At 48.9% G+C, this 17,631-nt stretch carries 17 protein-coding genes; 7 read left to right on the top strand and 10 right to left on the bottom strand.

The annotated features are described in order from the left end of the window. Positions 1–99: 99 nt before the first annotated feature. A complete protein-coding gene (gene ymdB, locus AC534G_RS15630; RefSeq protein ID WP_038639630.1) occupies positions 100–642 on the top strand; it encodes an O-acetyl-ADP-ribose deacetylase in 543 nt (180 codons plus the stop codon). After that, positions 575–2,065, top strand: coding sequence for a phospholipase D family protein (locus AC534G_RS15625; protein ID WP_369709115.1), 1,491 nt, complete (start codon positions 575–577; stop codon positions 2,063–2,065). Before ymdB ends, AC534G_RS15625 begins: the two co-directional genes overlap by 68 nt. A gap of 20 nt (positions 2,066–2,085) precedes the next feature. Here AC534G_RS15625 and mdoC read toward each other — a convergent pair whose 3' ends face one another. After that, complete coding sequence (gene mdoC, locus AC534G_RS15620; RefSeq protein ID WP_069323306.1) at positions 2,086–3,246, bottom strand: glucans biosynthesis protein MdoC; 1,161 nt, start codon at positions 3,244–3,246, stop codon at positions 2,086–2,088. Between the two features lie 270 nt (positions 3,247–3,516). Here mdoC and mdoG point away from each other — a divergent pair, with 270 nt between their 5' ends. The 3 genes from mdoG (at position 3,517) to AC534G_RS15605 (ending at position 7,877) form a co-directional block, all read left to right on the top strand. Continuing rightward, positions 3,517–5,052: a glucans biosynthesis protein MdoG gene (gene mdoG, locus AC534G_RS15615; protein WP_087857802.1), complete on the top strand. Its 1,536-nt coding sequence runs from the start codon at positions 3,517–3,519 to the stop codon at positions 5,050–5,052. Then, positions 5,045–7,573, top strand: a complete 2,529-nt coding sequence (gene mdoH, locus AC534G_RS15610) for a glucans biosynthesis glucosyltransferase MdoH (protein ID WP_038639642.1) — start codon at positions 5,045–5,047, stop codon at positions 7,571–7,573. Before mdoG ends, mdoH begins: the two co-directional genes overlap by 8 nt. A gap of 76 nt (positions 7,574–7,649) precedes the next feature. Continuing rightward, positions 7,650–7,877 carry a YceK/YidQ family lipoprotein gene (locus tag AC534G_RS15605; RefSeq protein ID WP_085048535.1) on the top strand — a complete coding sequence of 76 codons (228 nt, stop codon included), beginning with the start codon at positions 7,650–7,652 and terminating at the stop codon, positions 7,875–7,877. On the opposite strand, the gene AC534G_RS15600 is transcribed toward AC534G_RS15605, so the two are convergent. Then, on the bottom strand, positions 7,878–8,255 hold the full coding sequence (locus AC534G_RS15600) for a MysB family protein (RefSeq protein ID WP_038643106.1): 378 nt from the start codon (positions 8,253–8,255) through the stop codon (positions 7,878–7,880). It abuts the gene before it with no gap. Between the two features lie 689 nt (positions 8,256–8,944). Here AC534G_RS15600 and AC534G_RS15595 point away from each other — a divergent pair. Beyond that, a complete protein-coding gene (locus AC534G_RS15595) occupies positions 8,945–10,276 on the top strand; it encodes a sensor domain-containing diguanylate cyclase (RefSeq protein ID WP_110498836.1) in 1,332 nt (443 codons plus the stop codon). Between the two features lie 64 nt (positions 10,277–10,340). On the opposite strand, the gene mdtG is transcribed toward AC534G_RS15595, so the two are convergent. Together mdtG and AC534G_RS15585 are read right to left on the bottom strand one after the other, a co-directional pair. After that, on the bottom strand, positions 10,341–11,561 hold the full coding sequence (gene mdtG / locus AC534G_RS15590) for a multidrug efflux MFS transporter MdtG (protein WP_038639648.1): 1,221 nt from the start codon (positions 11,559–11,561) through the stop codon (positions 10,341–10,343). A 155-nt stretch (positions 11,562–11,716) separates the two neighbouring features. Beyond that, complete coding sequence (locus tag AC534G_RS15585) at positions 11,717–12,637, bottom strand: Kdo(2)-lipid IV(A) acyltransferase (RefSeq protein WP_038639653.1); 921 nt, start codon at positions 12,635–12,637, stop codon at positions 11,717–11,719. Between the two features lie 220 nt (positions 12,638–12,857). Here AC534G_RS15585 and trhO point away from each other — a divergent pair, with 220 nt between their 5' ends. Continuing rightward, complete coding sequence (gene trhO / locus AC534G_RS15580) at positions 12,858–13,910, top strand: oxygen-dependent tRNA uridine(34) hydroxylase TrhO (protein ID WP_110498380.1); 1,053 nt, start codon at positions 12,858–12,860, stop codon at positions 13,908–13,910. A 48-nt stretch (positions 13,911–13,958) separates the two neighbouring features. Here the strand turns inward: trhO and AC534G_RS15575 are convergent, their stop codons facing one another. The 6 genes from AC534G_RS15575 to dinI form a co-directional block, all read right to left on the bottom strand. Then, on the bottom strand, positions 13,959–14,534 hold the full coding sequence (locus AC534G_RS15575) for a YceI family protein (protein ID WP_038639660.1): 576 nt from the start codon (positions 14,532–14,534) through the stop codon (positions 13,959–13,961). Between the two features lies 1 nt (position 14,535). Beyond that, on the bottom strand, positions 14,536–15,102 hold the full coding sequence (locus tag AC534G_RS15570) for a cytochrome b (RefSeq protein ID WP_038639662.1): 567 nt from the start codon (positions 15,100–15,102) through the stop codon (positions 14,536–14,538). A 262-nt stretch (positions 15,103–15,364) separates the two neighbouring features. Next, positions 15,365–15,478, bottom strand: a complete 114-nt coding sequence (locus AC534G_RS15565; RefSeq protein ID WP_003036148.1) for a YceO family protein — start codon at positions 15,476–15,478, stop codon at positions 15,365–15,367. 50 nt (positions 15,479–15,528) lie between these two features. After that, positions 15,529–16,647 (bottom strand): N-methyl-L-tryptophan oxidase, encoded by a 1,119-nt coding sequence (gene solA, locus AC534G_RS15560; protein ID WP_110498378.1) that lies wholly within the window; start codon positions 16,645–16,647, stop codon positions 15,529–15,531. A 114-nt stretch (positions 16,648–16,761) separates the two neighbouring features. Next, on the bottom strand, positions 16,762–17,016 hold the full coding sequence (gene bssS / locus AC534G_RS15555; RefSeq protein WP_003036154.1) for a biofilm formation regulator BssS: 255 nt from the start codon (positions 17,014–17,016) through the stop codon (positions 16,762–16,764). A 340-nt stretch (positions 17,017–17,356) separates the two neighbouring features. Next, a complete protein-coding gene (dinI, locus tag AC534G_RS15550) occupies positions 17,357–17,602 on the bottom strand; it encodes a DNA damage-inducible protein I (protein WP_006685106.1) in 246 nt (81 codons plus the stop codon). Between the last annotated feature and the right edge of the window lie 29 nt (positions 17,603–17,631).

Raw genomic sequence — 17,631 nt, 5'->3', positions numbered from 1 at the left:
CCATTCTGGCTTAGACATGCAAACTTGTGGTTAAAAAGTGAGATTTCAAGGAAATCCCTGCTGTACACTTGATGAATCGTGTTTTGTCAGGGGGAATTTATGCATTCACGCGTGCATGTGTTACACGGCGATATTACGACGATCGCTGTTGATGTGATCGTCAACGCGGCGAATTCATCGCTACTGGGAGGTGGTGGTGTTGATGGCGCAATCCATCGCGCCGCCGGCCCCGCATTGCTGGAGGCCTGCAAACAGGTTATCCAGCAACAGGGAGAATGCCCGACCGGGCATGCCGTTATCACGCTGGCGGGGGCGCTTCCGGCAAAAGCGGTCATTCATACCGTAGGGCCTGTCTGGCAAGGTGGAGGTCATCATGAGGCTGAACGTCTTGAAGACGCCTATCTGAATTCGCTGCAACTGGCCCTGGCCAATGGGTATCAATCCATTGCTTTTCCGGCGATCAGTACCGGAGTCTACGGGTATCCCCGCGCCGCAGCGGCAGAAATAGCGGTAAATACGGTGTTAAAATTTATTACCCGTCGTACGCTTCCCGATCAAATATACTTTGTTTGTTTTGACGAAGAAAACGCTCAACTCTACAAGAGACTACTTTCCCGGCAAGGTGACAAGAACACGGATTGATATGACGCGACTTGAGCGGGCCATCACGCCACTTTGTGCTAACCATCCTGGAGATTGCGGCATTCTTACGTTGGATGACAGCCTGGATGCCTTTGCTGCTCGCTATCGACTAACAGAAATGGCGGAACGTACACTGGATGTGCAGTACTACATCTGGGAGAACGACATGTCCGGTCTGTTGCTGTTTTCAGTTCTGTTGGCGGCGGCGAAACGTGGAGTGAAGGTCCGCTTGCTGTTGGATGACAACAACACGCCGGGTCTTGATGACACGCTGCGGCTGCTGGATAGCCATCCTAATATAGAAATTCGTCTGTTTAATCCCTTTTCCTTTCGCATTCTGCGCGCCCTGGGCTATTTGACCGATTTTGCCCGGCTAAATCGGCGAATGCACAATAAAAGTTATACCGCTGACGGCGTGGTGACCATCGTGGGCGGGCGTAATATTGGTGATGCCTATTTTGGGGCGGGTGAGCAACCGCTGTTTTCCGATCTGGACGTCATGGCTATTGGTCCCGTTGTCAAAGATGTTGCGGATGATTTTGAGCGTTACTGGCACTGCCGCTCTGTTTCAACGTTACAGAACGTACTTGAGATGTCGGAGTCAGATTCTTCGCAGCGTATCGAGCTGCCTGAATCCTGGTATAACGATGATATTACTCGTCGTTATCTGCATAAGCTGGAAACCAGCCAGTTTATGACCAGCCTCGATCAGCAGTCGCTGCCGCTGATTTGGGCGAAAACGCGTTTGCTGAGTGATGATCCTGTCAAAGGTGAAGGGAAAGCGCCGCGCCATTCGTTATTACCGCAGCGTTTGTTTGATGTGATGGGGTCGCCGGGCGAACGCATTGATATTATTTCCGCCTACTTTGTGCCGACTCGGGCTGGGGTGGCGCAGTTGTTGAGAATGGTAAGGAAAGGCGTCAAGATTGCGATTTTAACCAATTCGCTGGCGGCAAATGATGTGGCTATCGTTCATGCGGGCTATGCGCGATGGCGAAAAAAACTGCTGCGTTACGGGGTAGAATTATACGAACTTAAACCTACCCGCGAACGCGTTTCGGTGGTCCACGATCGCGGATTAACCGGTAATTCAGGTTCCAGCCTGCATGCTAAAACCTTCAGTATTGACGGTCGAAAAGTATTTATCGGCTCGCTTAATTTTGATCCCCGTTCAACGCTGCTTAATACGGAAATGGGGTTTGTGATTGAGAGTGAAGTGCTGGCTGAAGTGATCCATAAACGTTTTATGCAGAGCCAGCGTGACATGGCCTGGCAACTGCGCCTCGACCGCTGGGGTAGAATTAATTGGGTGGATCGCGTTTCCGGCAGCGAACAGGTACTGAAAAAAGAACCCGCCACAGGATTCTGGAAGCGGGTTCTGGTGAAGCTTGCGTCGGTGTTACCCATTGAGTGGCTGCTCTGAACCACGCAATGAGAGAAAAATTAACCAGCGACAGCTTTATTTTTATCTTGCTTAACGGCCGGTTTACCCGAAAAGAGAAACTTCAGCACCGGTATGCGCAAATGGAGTTCGTACAGTATCACCGCAATCCCCACCACAAACAGCAGGCCGCACAAAAAGCCCAGTAGATTCGATGAGATATGCGGTGTGATATACGCGCCAAAAAACAGCGTCAAAGGGTGGTGCACTAAATAGATAAACAGTGACGCGTTGACAAAATAGGTCACGCGGGCCGACTGGAAATTCAGCAAACGGTGGCCAAGCGAAAAGACGACGTTCACCATCCACAGTCCCATGACCATGGTGATGACATATTCGGTTTCATACATCCAGGCATCGCCATTGCCATAACGTTGATTGAGCAGGTAAGCGACAAACGCCAATGCGGCGCCTATCGTGCAGCCACGCGATGACCTGGTAAACAGCGCTTTCAGATTAGGGTTGATAAACGCCAGCGCGCCGAGCATAAAGAAAGGTATATAGAACAGCGTTTGCATAACAATAAAATTAAACATGCCATCGCTGAGAATTGAAGGGTAGAGGATGAAAATCGTCCTTCTGACGGCGGCATAACCGACACCCAATAAAATAAAAATCAGCGTTAATTTGGTCATCGACACCGCAGAGGGGTTGGCACCTTCGCTACGCATCGTCTTATTTTTCATCTGGGTAAATACCCACATGCTTACGGTCGTTAACACCACCAGAACCAGTAAAAACCACAGATGGGAAATAAGCTCCCAAGCCAGCGTGTTGTACTTTTCGTACCCGCTGAGAGTATGCCAGCTGTCTGCTTTGCCCTTCACGTATTGCAGCATGATAAATTGCGGCAGCGTAAGCAATGGAATCGCCGTCAGCATCGGGATTCCCACGCGTTCGACACGCACCTTCCACCACCGCTTTAGCGGATAGCGCAAAAATAACATGTACGAAAAGTAACCCGAAATAACAAAGAAGACCTGCATGCGAAATGCATGGATAAAATCGTTAAAAAGGGTCAACCACCATGACGGCTCTGCGCTGTTCACATGCCAGGTATGAGTGGAGTAGATCAAAGAAATATGGAAGGGGATCCCTAACAACATTAGCCAGGCACGGATGGAGTCAAGAAAATATTCACGTGGTGGTGATACAGGGCTCATAGACAGTTACGTATTCTCAGACTTTTCGTCTTATCCCTAAGACGAATAATGGTTACATTCGAGGCCAACCCTACACGAAGTCCAACAACCTGTCTCCAGGATAAGCACGCAAAGTGAAAACAGCAGACAAAGCTGCTTAAAGCATGAGCCAGCGCGCGAACAATACAGGGATTCAGTTGTCGGAATACCCGATTATCCATTAAAATGGATCGGATCAATATAAGCACACAAAGGGGGAAGTGCTTACTAATTATGAAACATAAACTACAAATGATGAAAATGCGTTGGTTGGGTGCAGCAGTCATGTTAACGCTGTACACATCATCGAGCTGGGCGTTCAGCATTGATGATGTTGCAAAACAAGCTCAATCCTTAGCCGGTAAAGGCTATGAGGCGCCAAAAAGTAACTTGCCCTCCGTTTTCCGCGACATGAAATATGCGGATTATCAGCAGATCCAGTTTAATCGCGATAAAGCCTACTGGAGCAATCTCAAGACCCCATTTAAGCTCGAATTCTACCACCAGGGTATGTACTTCGACACGCCGGTCAAAATCAACGAAGTTACCGCAACTGCGGTGAAAAGAATCAAATATAGCCCGGATTACTTTAATTTTGGCGATGTTCAGCATGATAAAGACACGGTAAAAGATCTCGGTTTCGCCGGGTTCAAAGTGCTGTATCCGATCAACAGCAAAGATAAAAACGATGAAATCGTCAGCATGCTCGGGGCCAGCTATTTCCGCGTTCTCGGCGCAGGCCAGGTCTACGGTCTGTCTGCGCGCGGTCTCGCGATCGATACCGCTCTCCCTTCTGGTGAAGAATTTCCCCGCTTCCGTGAGTTTTGGATCGAACGTCCGAAACCGACTGACAAACGTTTAACCATATACGCCTTGCTGGACTCTCCGCGCGCAACCGGAGCGTATCGCTTTGTCATTATTCCGGGTCGCGACACGGTTGTTGATGTTCAGTCCAAAGTTTACCTGCGCGACAAAGTGGGCAAGCTGGGCGTGGCGCCGTTAACCAGTATGTTCCTGTTCGGCCCAAATCAGCCTTCTCCGGCAACGAATTATCGTCCGGAACTGCATGACTCTAATGGTTTGTCTATCCACGCTGGCAACGGCGAATGGATTTGGCGGCCGCTGAACAACCCGAAACATCTCGCGGTGAGCAGCTTTGCCATGGAAAACCCGCAAGGTTTCGGTCTGTTGCAGCGTGGCCGTCAGTTCTCGCGTTTTGAAGATATTGACGATCGTTACGACCTGCGTCCAAGCGCCTGGATCACGCCAAAAGGTGACTGGGGCAAAGGTAAAATTGAGTTAGTTGAAATTCCGACTAACGATGAAACGAACGATAACATCGTTGCGTACTGGACGCCGGATCAACTGCCTGAAGCGGGCAAAGAGATGAACTTCAAGTACTCCCTGACGTTCACGCGTGATGAAGACAAGCTTCATGCGCCGGAAAATGCCTGGGTACAACAGACTCGTCGTTCTACGGGTGATGTTAAACAATCCAATCTGATTCGTCAGCCAGACGGTACTATCGCGTTTGTGGTGGATTTTACCGGCGCAGACATGAAAAAGCTGCCACAGGATACCCCGGTTACCGCACAAACCAGCATTGGCGACAACGGCGAGATCGTTGAAAACACCGTGCGTTACAACCCGGTCACTAAAGGTTGGCGTTTGATGCTGCGCGTGAAGGTGAAAGACGTGAAGAAAACCACTGAAATGCGAGCAGCCCTGGTCAATGCCGATCAGACGTTGAGTGAAACCTGGAGCTACCAGTTACCTGCCAATGAATAAGACTACTGAGTATATTGACGCAATGCCGCTTTCGGATATCGAAAAAGCGGCTCTGCCGAAAACTGACATCCGCGCCGTTCATCAGGCGCTGGATGCCGAGCATCGTACTTACTCGCGCGAAGATGATTCACCGCAGGGTTCTGTGAAAGCTCGTCTTGAGCAAGCATGGCCAGATTCTCTGGCGAAAGAGCAGTTGGTTAAAGACGATGAAGGACGCGATCAGCTTCAGGCAATGCCTAAAGCAACGCGTACCTCGATGTTCCCCGATCCCTGGCGTACCAACCCGGTTGGTCGTTTTTGGGATCGTCTGCGTGGACGTGATGTGACTCCGCGTTATCTTTCGCGTTTGACGAAAGAAGAACAAGAGAGCGAGCAAAAGTGGCGTACCGTTGGCACAATCCGCCGCTATACGCTGTTGATCTTAACGCTGGCGCAAACGGTGGTAGCAACCTGGTATATGAAGACGATTCTTCCGTATCAGGGTTGGGCATTCATAAATCCGGTCGACATGATGGGGCAGGACCTGTGGGTCTCCTTTATGCAATTGCTGCCCTATATGCTACAGACCGGGATTCTGATTTTGTTTGCCGTGCTTTTCTGTTGGGTCTCTGCAGGGTTCTGGACTGCGCTGATGGGCTTCCTGCAACTGCTGATTGGGCGAGATAAGTACAGTATCTCCGCCTCAACGGTCGGGGACGAACCACTGAATCCTGAACACCGTACCGCACTGATTATGCCTATCTGTAACGAGGACGTTGACCGCGTATTCGCGGGGCTGCGCGCCACGTGGGAGTCAGTTAAAGCCACGGGCAACGCCGAGCATTTTGATGTTTACATCCTGAGCGACAGCTACAATCCTGATATCTGCGTAGCGGAACAAAAAGCGTGGATGGAACTGATTGCCGAAGTGCAGGGCGAAGGGCAGATTTTCTACCGTCGTCGTCGTCGTCGTGTGAAGCGCAAAAGCGGCAACATCGATGACTTCTGCCGCCGCTGGGGGAATCAGTACAGCTATATGGTGGTGCTGGATGCTGACTCCGTGATGAGCGGCGACTGTCTGAGCGGTCTGGTTCGTCTGATGGAAGCGAATCCGAACGCCGGGATTATCCAGTCTTCACCGAAGGCTTCCGGTATGGATACGCTGTATGCGCGTTGCCAGCAGTTCGCGACCCGTGTTTATGGCCCGTTGTTTACCGCCGGGCTTCACTTCTGGCAGTTGGGTGAATCGCACTACTGGGGTCATAACGCCATCATTCGCGTGAAGCCGTTTATTGAGCACTGTGCGCTTGCGCCGTTACCTGGCGAAGGCTCATTTGCAGGCTCGATCCTCTCCCATGACTTCGTGGAAGCGGCATTAATGCGTCGTGCCGGCTGGGGCGTATGGATCGCTTACGATCTGCCGGGTTCTTATGAAGAGCTGCCGCCAAACCTGTTGGATGAGCTCAAGCGTGACCGTCGCTGGTGTCATGGCAACCTGATGAACTTCCGTCTGTTCCTGGTTAAGGGGATGCATCCGGTTCACCGCGCGGTGTTCCTCACCGGCGTTATGTCCTATCTGTCAGCGCCGTTGTGGTTCATGTTCCTCGCGTTGTCTACCGCATTGCAGGTAGTCCATGCGTTGACGGAACCGCAGTACTTCCTGCAACCGCGGCAGCTATTCCCGGTCTGGCCGCAGTGGCGTCCTGAACTGGCGATCGCGCTGTTTGCTTCCACCATGGTGCTGCTGTTCCTGCCGAAGCTGCTGAGTATTTTGCTTATCTGGTGTAAAGGGACGAAAGAGTACGGCGGATTTATTCGCGTCACGCTGTCGTTGCTGCTGGAGGTTCTGTTCTCCGTGCTGCTGGCGCCGGTGCGTATGCTGTTCCATACCGTTTTCGTGGTGAGCGCATTCCTCGGTTGGGAAGTGGTGTGGAATTCGCCGCAGCGTGATGACGATTCCACCCCGTGGGGGGAAGCGTTTATGCGTCACGGTTCTCAGCTCTTGCTGGGGCTGGTGTGGGCTGTGGGTATGGCCTGGCTGGATCTGCGTTTTCTGTTCTGGCTGGCGCCGATTGTCTTCTCGCTGATCCTCTCGCCGTTTGTTTCCGTAATTTCCAGTCGTTCTACGGTTGGGTTACGAACCAAACGCTGGAAGCTGTTCCTGATCCCGGAAGAGTACTCTCCGCCGCAGGTGCTGGTGGATACAGATACCTATCTGGTAATGAACCGTAATCGTACGCTGGACGACGGTTTTATGCATGCGGTGTTTAACCCGTCGTTTAACGCGCTGGCTACGGCAATGGCGACTGCTCGCCACCGTGTGAGTAACGTACTTGAGATTGCACGCGACCGTCATGTGGAGCAGGCGCTGAACGAAACGCCGGAGAAACTGAATCGCGATCGTCGCCTTGTGCTGTTAAGCGATCCGGTGACCATGGCGCGTTTGCATTATCGCGTCTGGAATTCACCTGATAAGTATTCTTCGTGGGTGAATTACTATCAGGGCCTGACCCTGAATCCGTTAGCGCTCAGGAAAAAATAAGCGTTCTGTAATGTGAAAATACCGGCCTGGTGCCGGTATTTTTTTATACTGAATAAAAAGAGTCATGGGGTACCAGATGCGAATAGTGGCAGTGGCGATAATGGTCTTGTTGCTGAGCGGATGCGGCAGCATCATTAGCCGGACCATCCCAGGACAAGGGCATGGCAACCAATACTATCCGGGCATACAGTGGGATGTCCGGGATTCCGCATGGCGCTACGTCACCATCCTCGACCTGCCGTTTTCGCTGGTGTTTGATACGCTGTTGTTACCGCTCGACATTCACCATGGGCCTTACGAGTAGTTATCGTTCATCCCATTCATCAGCTGCGGTCTGACCCTCTTCGGTATCAAGGGGAGGCTCCAGCTGAAATTCACCTTCGTCCCATTCGTGAAGCGTGTTTTCTTCCTGCCACTCCTGACGAATTTCAATCTCATCATAATCACCATCAAAAACGCTTTGCGCCGCTTCACCGCTTAGCATTGGCAGACATTCGCCATCGACATCATCCTCATCGGCAAAGAATTCTGCTTGCCACATAATGTCGCCATCCTGTAGCACGTATTTTTGTACGCTTAGCTGCTGAACACTGGCATCGTCAGCCTCCAGACCTGGGTTATCTGCCAGAAACACTTCACGAGCAGCATCAATAGCCTCTTCCAGCGTGGCATAAAAATACATGTCATTCTTTGCCATAATCTTCTCCTAAGGTGAACAATAAATGGTGATGATTCAATCTATAGACCTCGATCCGCGGAGCGTCAAACCCATTGACTGCAGAGCTAACCTAAATGAATGCCAGCCGTTGGTAGCGACGACAGGGTTTTATGATGACGTCTTCGATTGGTATGGAAAAATTTACAATGCGAGATACTGAAGTTGGCGTAATGGACGACCGCGAATTTGAGAAAAAAAGGTAATGTGTGTGGTTAGCAGTGGCGTAATGAAAATCAAATAAATAAACGATACTGTTATATAAATGAATCTTCAGATTTAATACGTATTTACTCGTGTTTTTGCTTGCGGTAATGCCCATTGTACTGATGAGGGGATGTCTAACCTTATCAAAATAAAGGAAAAAATATTTATTAATGTGAAAAAATCACAGAGGTAATTATTGAGAGATACTGAACTCAAGAGCCGGAAAGGTAATGACTAAGTATCCGCTATGTGCAACATCTGTTAATGGCGTGAGGCGTTTTAAAAAAGGACACATAATAATAGATGATTAATACCAGGTGTTATAAATGGATAAAAAATCATTAAATAATAAATGAATAAATATCACTGAAGTTGTACGGCTATATAGATTGCAAATGCTTATACTTTATTATATAAAATGCCAACTCAAGAATACTCCTAAGGATGTTATGGAAAACAGTAATTCAAATAACAGGAAGTTGATGGCGTTCTATATAACTAGCTTAATCAGCTATATTCTTGGTGGGTTATGTCTTACGCAGTTTAAATTAACAATACAAAGTGTTCCGCAAACAATATATTTGATTATCATAGTAGGTTTATTCTTTTTATATGGAATTATTTTCCTGTTTATGTTGTTTCAGTATTTATGCAGAAAAGATCTAACATGTCTCATAGTCTTAGGTATGGCATTTCTTAGCAATAATATTTTCTTTGTGGAAACTATCTATATCGTTCAGGATTTAATCAATGATCACACTTCGATAGAAAAAAGAACTAACGATATCGCTATATTCTATTATTTTCGCCAGCTGAGTTTTATTGCTTTATTATTTGTATCCTTGAAATCTTATAAAGCATCTTCGACAATCCTTGAAACCAAAGAAAGAGAACCATGCTATATAGCGGTAGCATTTTTGATCATGTTGGCTATCGCTGTCCTGGCACATAGCCTGGCCAGTTATAACCCGGGCATGACCCTTGAGATTACGAGCTTAAAATCCGACAACATAACCGTACACTGGCATATTGGCTACATTTACTCTCTGATTGTTGCCTGGGGATTGGTTCTACTCTATTTGGTCATTAAAACCAAAACGCATAACATCTTATGGAAAAGTATCGGCTTACTGTGTTGCTCAGGAATATTAACCAATGTGCTGCTATTAAGTTTAGATGAATATAGTATGTATATTTGGTATATCAGCAGAGGGATTGAGGTGATCAGTACCCTTTGTATAATATCGATCTTAATGTATAACACTTTTATCATTCTAAAAAAAGAAACGGATTCGGCTATCAAAGATGCCATGACCAAAATATACAACCGGAAACTGTTCTATAGATCGTTAAAAGCATCGCTAGCGAAAGGCGTGGTTTGCGTAATGGTTTTGGATATCGACAAATTTAAACGCATTAACGATACCTATGGGCATCAGGAGGGGGATCGGGTAATCATTAGTATTGTTGATATAATCAACAAGTCAGTTAGAGATTCGGATATCTTTGCGCGCATCGGCGGCGAGGAGTTTGCGATTCTTCTTAAGTGCAAGGATAAAGATGAAGCTATTGTCGTTGCAGAACGAATCAGAAGAAATGTTGAGCATGGAACGACTATACCCAATGCCTATGATTTAAAAGAAAAGATGACGATCAGCATCGGTGTATATTGTACTAAAGTTGATGATGACTCAGCGGATAAAGTTGTTTCTTATGCGGATGCTGCGCTGTATGACGCCAAAAACTCTGGCAGAAATAAGGTGTGTTACTACTATCATTAAAAGTAAAATGAATACTGCCTGAAAACGCAAAGTTTACTCTTCGGGTTCAGGCAATATATACAAATTATCCAGCGAGCTCGGCACTCCGGCGACGGCGCAGACTATTCCACGAGTAGATCGCGTTAAACAGTACAACCCCCGCGGTCACGCAGAAGACCGCGCGAAAGCCGTAGTTGGCGGATATTGCCGCCCCCATTAATGGTCCCGTTACGTTGCCGATGTCGCGAAATGACTGGTTATAACTGAAAATACGCCCGGCTATTTGGTTGGTTGAGTTATAAACCAGCAGCGTTTGCACCGCCGGGAGCAGAGCGCCGTCGGCAGCACCCAATAAAAAACGCAGAACGCCCAATTGCCAGGGAGTTTGTACAAATGACATCGGGATCAGCAGTAGCACGGAAATAATCAGCGCGACGATTAGAATCTTCTCCGGGCCAATCCGGTCACCGAGTTTGCCAAGCCTTGGGGCACTGATTAACGCTGCTACGCCGGGTACGGAGGCAATCATCCCACTAATGAACGCGATATTACTGACGTTCCCGGCTAACTCCCGCACGTATAACGTCAGGATTGGCGCAATAGAACCGGTCGCCACCTGAATGATTAAGGTAGTGACAAACAGGCTCAGCACCAGTTTGGGGTTTTTTAACGAGGCCACGACTTCGCGTATGTGCAGCATCTCTTTCTTGCTTACCGGCTGAAAACGCTCGCGGATAAAAAATAGCGTCAGGATAAAACAGACCAGCAGTACGCTGGCGGTAATGAAGAACACGGGACGCAATCCATAATGGTCCGCGAGTAGTCCACCTGCCAGCGGCCCTAGCAGTGCGCCGCTGACACCGCCGGTAGAGAGCGTTCCCAGCGCCCAGCCGCTTTTATTGCGTGGAACCTGGGTGGCGATCAACGCATTGGCGTTGGGAATGAAACCGCCGAGCAGACCGAGCAGCGCGCGCAGAACCAGGAACTGCCAGATATTTTGCGCCAGGCCCATCAGTAGCATCACAATAGCCATACCCAACGCGGAACGCAGCAGCATGATTTTTCGCCCTTTGCGGTCGGCAAGGCCACCCCAAAAAGGGGAGGCGATGGCTGAAAACAAAAAGGTGATGCTGAAGACCAGACCTGACCACATGTTCAGGGCGCTATGCCCCGTGACGCCGAGACTCTCGACGTACAAGGGTAAAAAGGGCATGACCAGGCTAAATGCTGCGCCGGTTAAAAAACAACCTATCCAGGCAACGGTGAGGTTGCGTTTCCAGTTTATGGGGGCATCTGAGGGTGACATAACGATCCACAGTGTGATGCGCTGTATGCGCTATCGATTGAATATAAGTAAGCAGACTAATTATGCGCCCGGTTGATAGTTGCTGCAATGCGGATAGCAGTTAAACCTAAAGCGAGTCAGGAGAGGGTTGCAGCCCACTGGACTGCAACCGGGTTTTAGTACAGGGAAGGGGCGCCTTCAGGACGGGTCTTGAAGCGACGATGCAGCCACATATATTGTTCTGGGGCCATCATGATGCATTGCTCCACGATCTTATTCATCCATGCAGCTGTGGTCTCCGCGTCGTCTAATGGCGGTGAACATTCTGGCGGCAGCATAATCAATTGATACCCTTTCCCGTCGGGCTTACGACGAGGAACAAATGGCACCAGGCACGCATTCGACATGCGTGAAAGCATCCAGGTCCCGGAGGTCGTGGCGGCCTGTTCAACGGCAAACAGCGGCACAAACACGCTGGCGCGAGGACCGTAGTCATGATCCGGCGCGTACCAGACCACTTCGCCTTTTTTCAACGCTTTAATCATTCCTTTCAGGTCTTTACGATCAAGCATTGATTTATTAGAGCGCATGCGTCCCCAGGTCTGTAACCAGTCGAGCAGCGGGTTGTCATTAGGACGATACACACCGATACCAGGCTCCTGCAGACCAAACTGACGCGCACCCAGTTCCAGGGTCAGAAAGTGCAGACCGACTAACAGGATCCCCCGCTTTTGCGCCTGAACGTCACGGATATGTTCCATCCCAATCACTTCTGTCCAGCGTGAAATGCGCTTATCGGACCAAAACCAGGCCATCCCGGTTTCCATCACGCCCATGCCGACGGACTCGAAGTTCCTGACGACCATCTGCTGGCGTTCCTGCTCACTCATCTGCGGGAAGCATAGCTCCAGATTACGTGAAACTATTTTTGCCCGGCGTTTCATCAAACGCAACGCCAGACGACCTAATGCACAGCCCAACTTATAAAGTACCGGGTAGGGCAACTGCACGATTAACCAAAGGATGCCAATACCCAGCCAGGTCAACCAATAACGTGGATGCAGTAGCGCAGCCGAAAACTTGGGTAAATTCGTCATGTCTATCCTGTCTTCAAACGACCAATTCCCTGTATTGTCGCATTTTTTCGCGCGTATCAAAAATTTGTGACGGGAGAACGGTGATTAAATCGGCAATTGTTGTTGCGTTTTTATCGTGAAGTAAGAAATGTAGCGTAAAATGTGTGGATGTAAATTGGCGATGTTTGCTTTATGATGCCGCCGATTTTCATTTACTCCCTATTTGCAGGATACGTACACCATGCCAGTGTTACACAACCGCATTTCGAACGACGCGCTCAAAGCCAAAATGCTGGCCGAGACTGAGCCGCGCACGACGATCTCGTTTTATAAATATTTCACCATCGATGACCCGCAACATACGCGTGATGCGTTGTACCAACTGTTCACTGCGCTGAATGTGTTCGGGCGTGTATATCTTGCCCATGAAGGCATTAACGCGCAAATCAGCGTGCCGCAAAGCAACGTGGATGCATTCCGCCAACAGCTGTATGCGTTCAATCCCGCACTGGATGGATTACGTCTTAATATCGCCCTGGACGATGACGGGAAATCATTCTGGGTGCTACGCATGAAAGTTCGCGAACGTATTGTGGCGGATGGCATTGATGATCCTGACTTTAACGCCAGCGACGTGGGTGATTACCTGAAGGCGGCAGAAGTGAACGCCATGTTGGACGATCCTGAGGCGGTATTCATTGATATGCGCAACCACTATGAATATGAGGTGGGGCATTTCGAGAACGCGCTTGAGATCCCGGCAGACACATTCCGTGACCAGTTGCCGAAAGCGGTTGAAATGATGCAGGAGCATAAAGATAAAAAAATAGTTATGTACTGCACGGGCGGGATCCGCTGTGAGAAGGCCAGCGCCTGGATGAAACACAACGGATTTAGCAAAGTCTGGCACATTGAGGGGGGGATTATTGAATATGCCCGCAAGGCGCGTGAACAGGGGCTTCCGGTACGTTTCATCGGCAAAAATTTCGTTTTTGATGAGCGTATGGGCGAAAGGATCTCTGAAGATATTATCGCGCATTGTCATCAGTGCGGAACCGCATGCGACAGCCACACTAATTGTAAAAATGATGGCTGCCATCTGCTGTTTATCCAGTGCCCGGCTTGCGCGCAGAAGTATAAAGGCTGCTGTAGTGAGCTGTGTTGCGAAGAGAGTGAGTTGCCGGAAGAAGAGCAACGACGTCGTCGCGCCGGGCGTGAAAATGGCAACAAAATCTTTAATAAATCCCGCGGTCGTCTGAATACCAAACTGGGTATTCCGGATCCCGCGCAATAAAAACGTTGCCGGATGATGGCTATCGCCTCATCCGGCAACATTTATGCGTTACTTCTGCTGCACACCTTCCACTGAGATGATTAAATCGACTTCCTGTGAAGCAGGGCCGAGATCGGTGGTGATATTGAAGTCTTTCAGTTTAATCTTACCTTGCGCTTCAAAACCGGCGCGCGTACCACCCCATGGATCGCCACCCTGACCGATCAACTTCGCGTCCAGCGTCACTGGTTTGGTGACGCCATTCAGCGTCAGGTTACCGGTGATATCGAGGTCGTTCCCCTCTTTTTTCACGCTGGTGGAGCTAAAGGTCGCCTGCGGGAATTTGGCCACGTTAAGGAAATCCGCGCTACGCAGATGCTTATCGCGTTCGGCGTGGTTGGTGTCAACACTGTTGGTGTTGATGGTGACGTTAACCTTATCGGCTGCGGGATTTTTTTCATCAAAGGTGAACGTACCGTCGAAATCTTTAAAGGTGCCGTACAGCCAGCTGTAACCCAGATGCTGAATACGGAAATTAACAAAGGCATGCTGTCCCTCTTTGTCAATTTTGTAATCTGCCGCCATAGCCGATCCGGTCGTGAATAACAGAGAGGCGAGTGTCAATCCCAGCAGGTTTTTTTTCATTTTAAGCTCCATAGTCAGATGACGATTTTCCCAACATGCGATTCAGGGTATCGTCGTTATCGATAAAGTGATGTTTCAGGGCCATAAGCCCATGAAGAAGCGATAAAACCACCACGGTCCATGCCAGCCACAGGTGCAGGCTGCCGGCAAGGTCGGCCTGAGCGCCCGCGTTGGCAAGGGTGGCGGGAATATCAAACCAACCAAATACGCTTATCGCTTTGCCATCTGCGGTCGAGATCAGATAACCGCTGATAACAATCGAAAAGAGCAGGGCGTAGAGCGCAAGGTGACCCAATGCCGCTGCGATGCGGGTTAAACGGGAATAGCTTGTCAGCGCAGCTGGGGGAGGGGAGAACAACCGCCAGACAACGCGAATGACCAGTCCCATCATGAGCAGGATCCCGATGCTTTTATGCAGTTCAGGGGCCTGGTGATACCAGCCGTCGTAATAGCTGAGCGTGACCATCCATAAACCCAACGCAAACATGCCATATACAGCAATCGCCATCAGCCAGTGCAATGCGACAGACACCACGCCATAGCGCTGTGGACTATTAGTGAATTGCATAAGTACACCGTTAGATATTTCAGGAGTAAATGAAAATGGCGCGTAAAAGACATTAATGCAACTAATAAATAACAATGATGATGATATTTATTTTCATATTCAATAAAATTGATTGAATATTGATGTCATCATCAAGGTATTAGAGAGAATGGGCAAAAGGTGGGCATTATTACACGGTGTTGATAGGGTTTTCTTATTCAGTTTATTGCAATAAAATTTAAGTAAATATCAGTTTTTGTCAATTAGTGTCAGTGCGATCTGGTCAGAAAAACATAATATATATCACATCCATAATTGCCAGCAGCGACCATAAAATAATGTAGAGCATAAGATGCTCACGAATATTATTAACCAGATAGTGAAAGATGCGCCGCATCGATGTTATTCCTGTCATTAAAAATGGCCTCACCACGAGGCCATTAATCATTATCGCGTAAAGCGACTCAGCCTGAATGGCGTCAGGTCAAAGGCTGGCGGTTTGTCCTGCGCAAAGTCCGCGGCTATTTCCCCCAGTACGGAGGCAAACTTAAAGCCATGTCCGCTCAGTCCGGTGATGATCAGGGTATTGTCATGTTCAGGTAGCGTATCAATGATAAAGTCTTCATCCGGCGAATTATCGTAAGTGCAGGATGCACCGTGCAGACAACAGCCAATGCCTGGCAGAACTGTACGCAGGAATGGGAAAGCTTCGGAGCCATCGCTGGCCACAGCGGCAAACGGCTTGCGCTCTTCGGCTGCGTGAATTACCTGTCCGCCGTTGTGCTTACCAATTTTTAGTTCGTCGTTTTCTGCCGGAAAACCGTAGTACTGATCGCCATTTGGCAACTCGCCGGTAAAGGCCGGGAAGTTATTTTTAACGCTATAGCGGCCATCGGCCTGATACCATGCGAACACTTTGCGGACTGGCTGTATCGGCAGTTTCGGTACTAATGCCTGCACCCATGTCCCGGCGCTGACCAGGGCTTTTTTGGCGTGGTAGTCACCGTCGGCGGTTTCTACTGTGACGCCATCTTCACTATGATGAATAGCCGTGACCGGGCATTTAAACAGCTGTGCGCAGCCAGCTTCTTCAGCCAGACGAATCCAGGTTTTAATCGCTAACTCACTACGCAAAAAGCCCGACTCAGCTTCAAACAGACCAATATAATTTTCAGGTACGCGAATCTCGGGCCAGCGAGCCATGATGGCGGCGGCATCAAGATGTTCGACGTTGAGTTGCCACTGTTTCGCGCTTTGCGCTGCGGTAGCTAAAAAAGTTGAATCTGCCGGGCCCAGATTGATAACCCCGGTGCGTACAAAAATCGGTTCTTCATTTTGAGTGGAAAGTTCATCCCACAATGTCTGCGCGCGCAGCACCAGCGGAACGTATTTCTCACCTTCGCCATAAGCATGACGAATTAATCGTGTGTCGCCGTGGTGGCTGCCCTGTTGATGCGGTGGCATATGCGCATCGATCATCAGAACGTTCAGACCGGCGCGAGTGGCATAGTATCCGGCTGCGGCACCCACGGAACCGCTGCCAATAATGATTAAGTCGTATTTCATCCGCTTCTCTCTGCAATCGCGATAGTAGCAGGGTAAATAACTGACCTGGAATATTCAACCGGGAAATAAGAAAGGCACCGTTAAGGTGCCTTTTGATGGTTGGATGTATCAGATTTAATGGCGCTGATACTCATTTACCTGGTAATCGCCGGATTCAATTTTGGCGATTCCTGCTTCTAATATCGAAATAAATTGCCTGGCAACATCAGTGGTTAACCAGAGCGTTTGACCAACTTCAGTCCCATCCGGGTCCGGTCGATTCGGGGTCTGGTAGTGCAAACGCAGCATCAGCGCGTCGTAGCTATCAACGGTGCTGATGTCCCATCCTACAAGCGGATGAGTCTGAATGACTTCATTATTCTTTTCCATCATGCCCCCTAATTCGTGTTACTAGACAACGGTTTTCGAGGTTCAATGCATTTTTTTTCTGAAGCAACTTCAGTATATCAATAAATAAGGGTATTCATTGAAAATTTAAAGAGGGCAGCGCATAAATTTATAGTTTTCAGCGTTATCTGACTAATAAAGCAACATGTCATTCATTTTTTTTTAGCAAGTTGCACAATTATTTTGTTGTTCTGGTTAAAAGATAACCAGGAAATGAATATTAAATTAAATGGCCGCCAGGGGGAGTCTGCATTTTTTTTAAAATGGCGTGTAAAAAAAAGCCGGGGCGACCCGGCAAACAAATATCACTGCATATCATTATTTATTCATTGATAAACCAGTCATCCGCGCTTTCCCAGGTCTCCTGCAAGATCTCGCTGATGCGTTCTTTGTCCTCTTTGGTCGCGCCAATTACCGACAGATTGTTAGCTCCGGCATAACGGACGGTAACGTTACCCTCATTATCCGGAAAATGATGATGAATACGGCGGGAGAGTTCACCTGCCAATGCGTCAATCGCACCGGCAGGCAAAGGTGAAGTTTTGGCAATAGTGACTTCAATACGCATAATAGCCCCCTGTTGAATATACTGTTTAT

This window comes from Citrobacter sp. CRE-46 (assembly GCF_059615875.1).
The sequence above is the reverse complement of the archived record's forward strand: the minus strand, read 5'-3'. Positions and strand labels throughout refer to the sequence as shown.

Bases quoted from the DNA above. Each gene is read 5' to 3' on its own strand.
- ymdB (WP_038639630.1), top strand. From the start codon at position 100: ATGCATTCACGCGTGCATGTGTTACACGGCGATATTACGACGATCGCT.
- mdoC (WP_069323306.1), bottom strand. From the start codon at position 3,246: ATGAGCCCTGTATCACCACCACGTGAATATTTTCTTGACTCCATCCGT.
- mdoG (WP_087857802.1), top strand. From the start codon at position 3,517: ATGATGAAAATGCGTTGGTTGGGTGCAGCAGTCATGTTAACGCTGTAC.
- mdoH (WP_038639642.1), top strand. From the start codon at position 5,045: ATGAATAAGACTACTGAGTATATTGACGCAATGCCGCTTTCGGATATC.
- AC534G_RS15605 (WP_085048535.1), top strand. From the start codon at position 7,650: ATGCGAATAGTGGCAGTGGCGATAATGGTCTTGTTGCTGAGCGGATGC.
- AC534G_RS15600 (WP_038643106.1), bottom strand. From the start codon at position 8,255: ATGTATTTTTATGCCACGCTGGAAGAGGCTATTGATGCTGCTCGTGAA.
- AC534G_RS15595 (WP_110498836.1), top strand. From the start codon at position 8,945: ATGGAAAACAGTAATTCAAATAACAGGAAGTTGATGGCGTTCTATATA.
- mdtG (WP_038639648.1), bottom strand. From the start codon at position 11,561: ATGTCACCCTCAGATGCCCCCATAAACTGGAAACGCAACCTCACCGTT.
- AC534G_RS15585 (WP_038639653.1), bottom strand. From the start codon at position 12,637: ATGACGAATTTACCCAAGTTTTCGGCTGCGCTACTGCATCCACGTTAT.
- trhO (WP_110498380.1), top strand. From the start codon at position 12,858: ATGCCAGTGTTACACAACCGCATTTCGAACGACGCGCTCAAAGCCAAA.
- AC534G_RS15575 (WP_038639660.1), bottom strand. From the start codon at position 14,534: ATGAAAAAAAACCTGCTGGGATTGACACTCGCCTCTCTGTTATTCACG.
- AC534G_RS15570 (WP_038639662.1), bottom strand. From the start codon at position 15,102: ATGCAATTCACTAATAGTCCACAGCGCTATGGCGTGGTGTCTGTCGCA.
- AC534G_RS15565 (WP_003036148.1), bottom strand. From the start codon at position 15,478: ATGCGGCGCATCTTTCACTATCTGGTTAATAATATTCGTGAGCATCTT.
- solA (WP_110498378.1), bottom strand. From the start codon at position 16,647: ATGAAATACGACTTAATCATTATTGGCAGCGGTTCCGTGGGTGCCGCA.
- bssS (WP_003036154.1), bottom strand. From the start codon at position 17,016: ATGGAAAAGAATAATGAAGTCATTCAGACTCATCCGCTTGTAGGATGG.
- dinI (WP_006685106.1), bottom strand. From the start codon at position 17,602: ATGCGTATTGAAGTCACTATTGCCAAAACTTCACCTTTGCCTGCCGGT.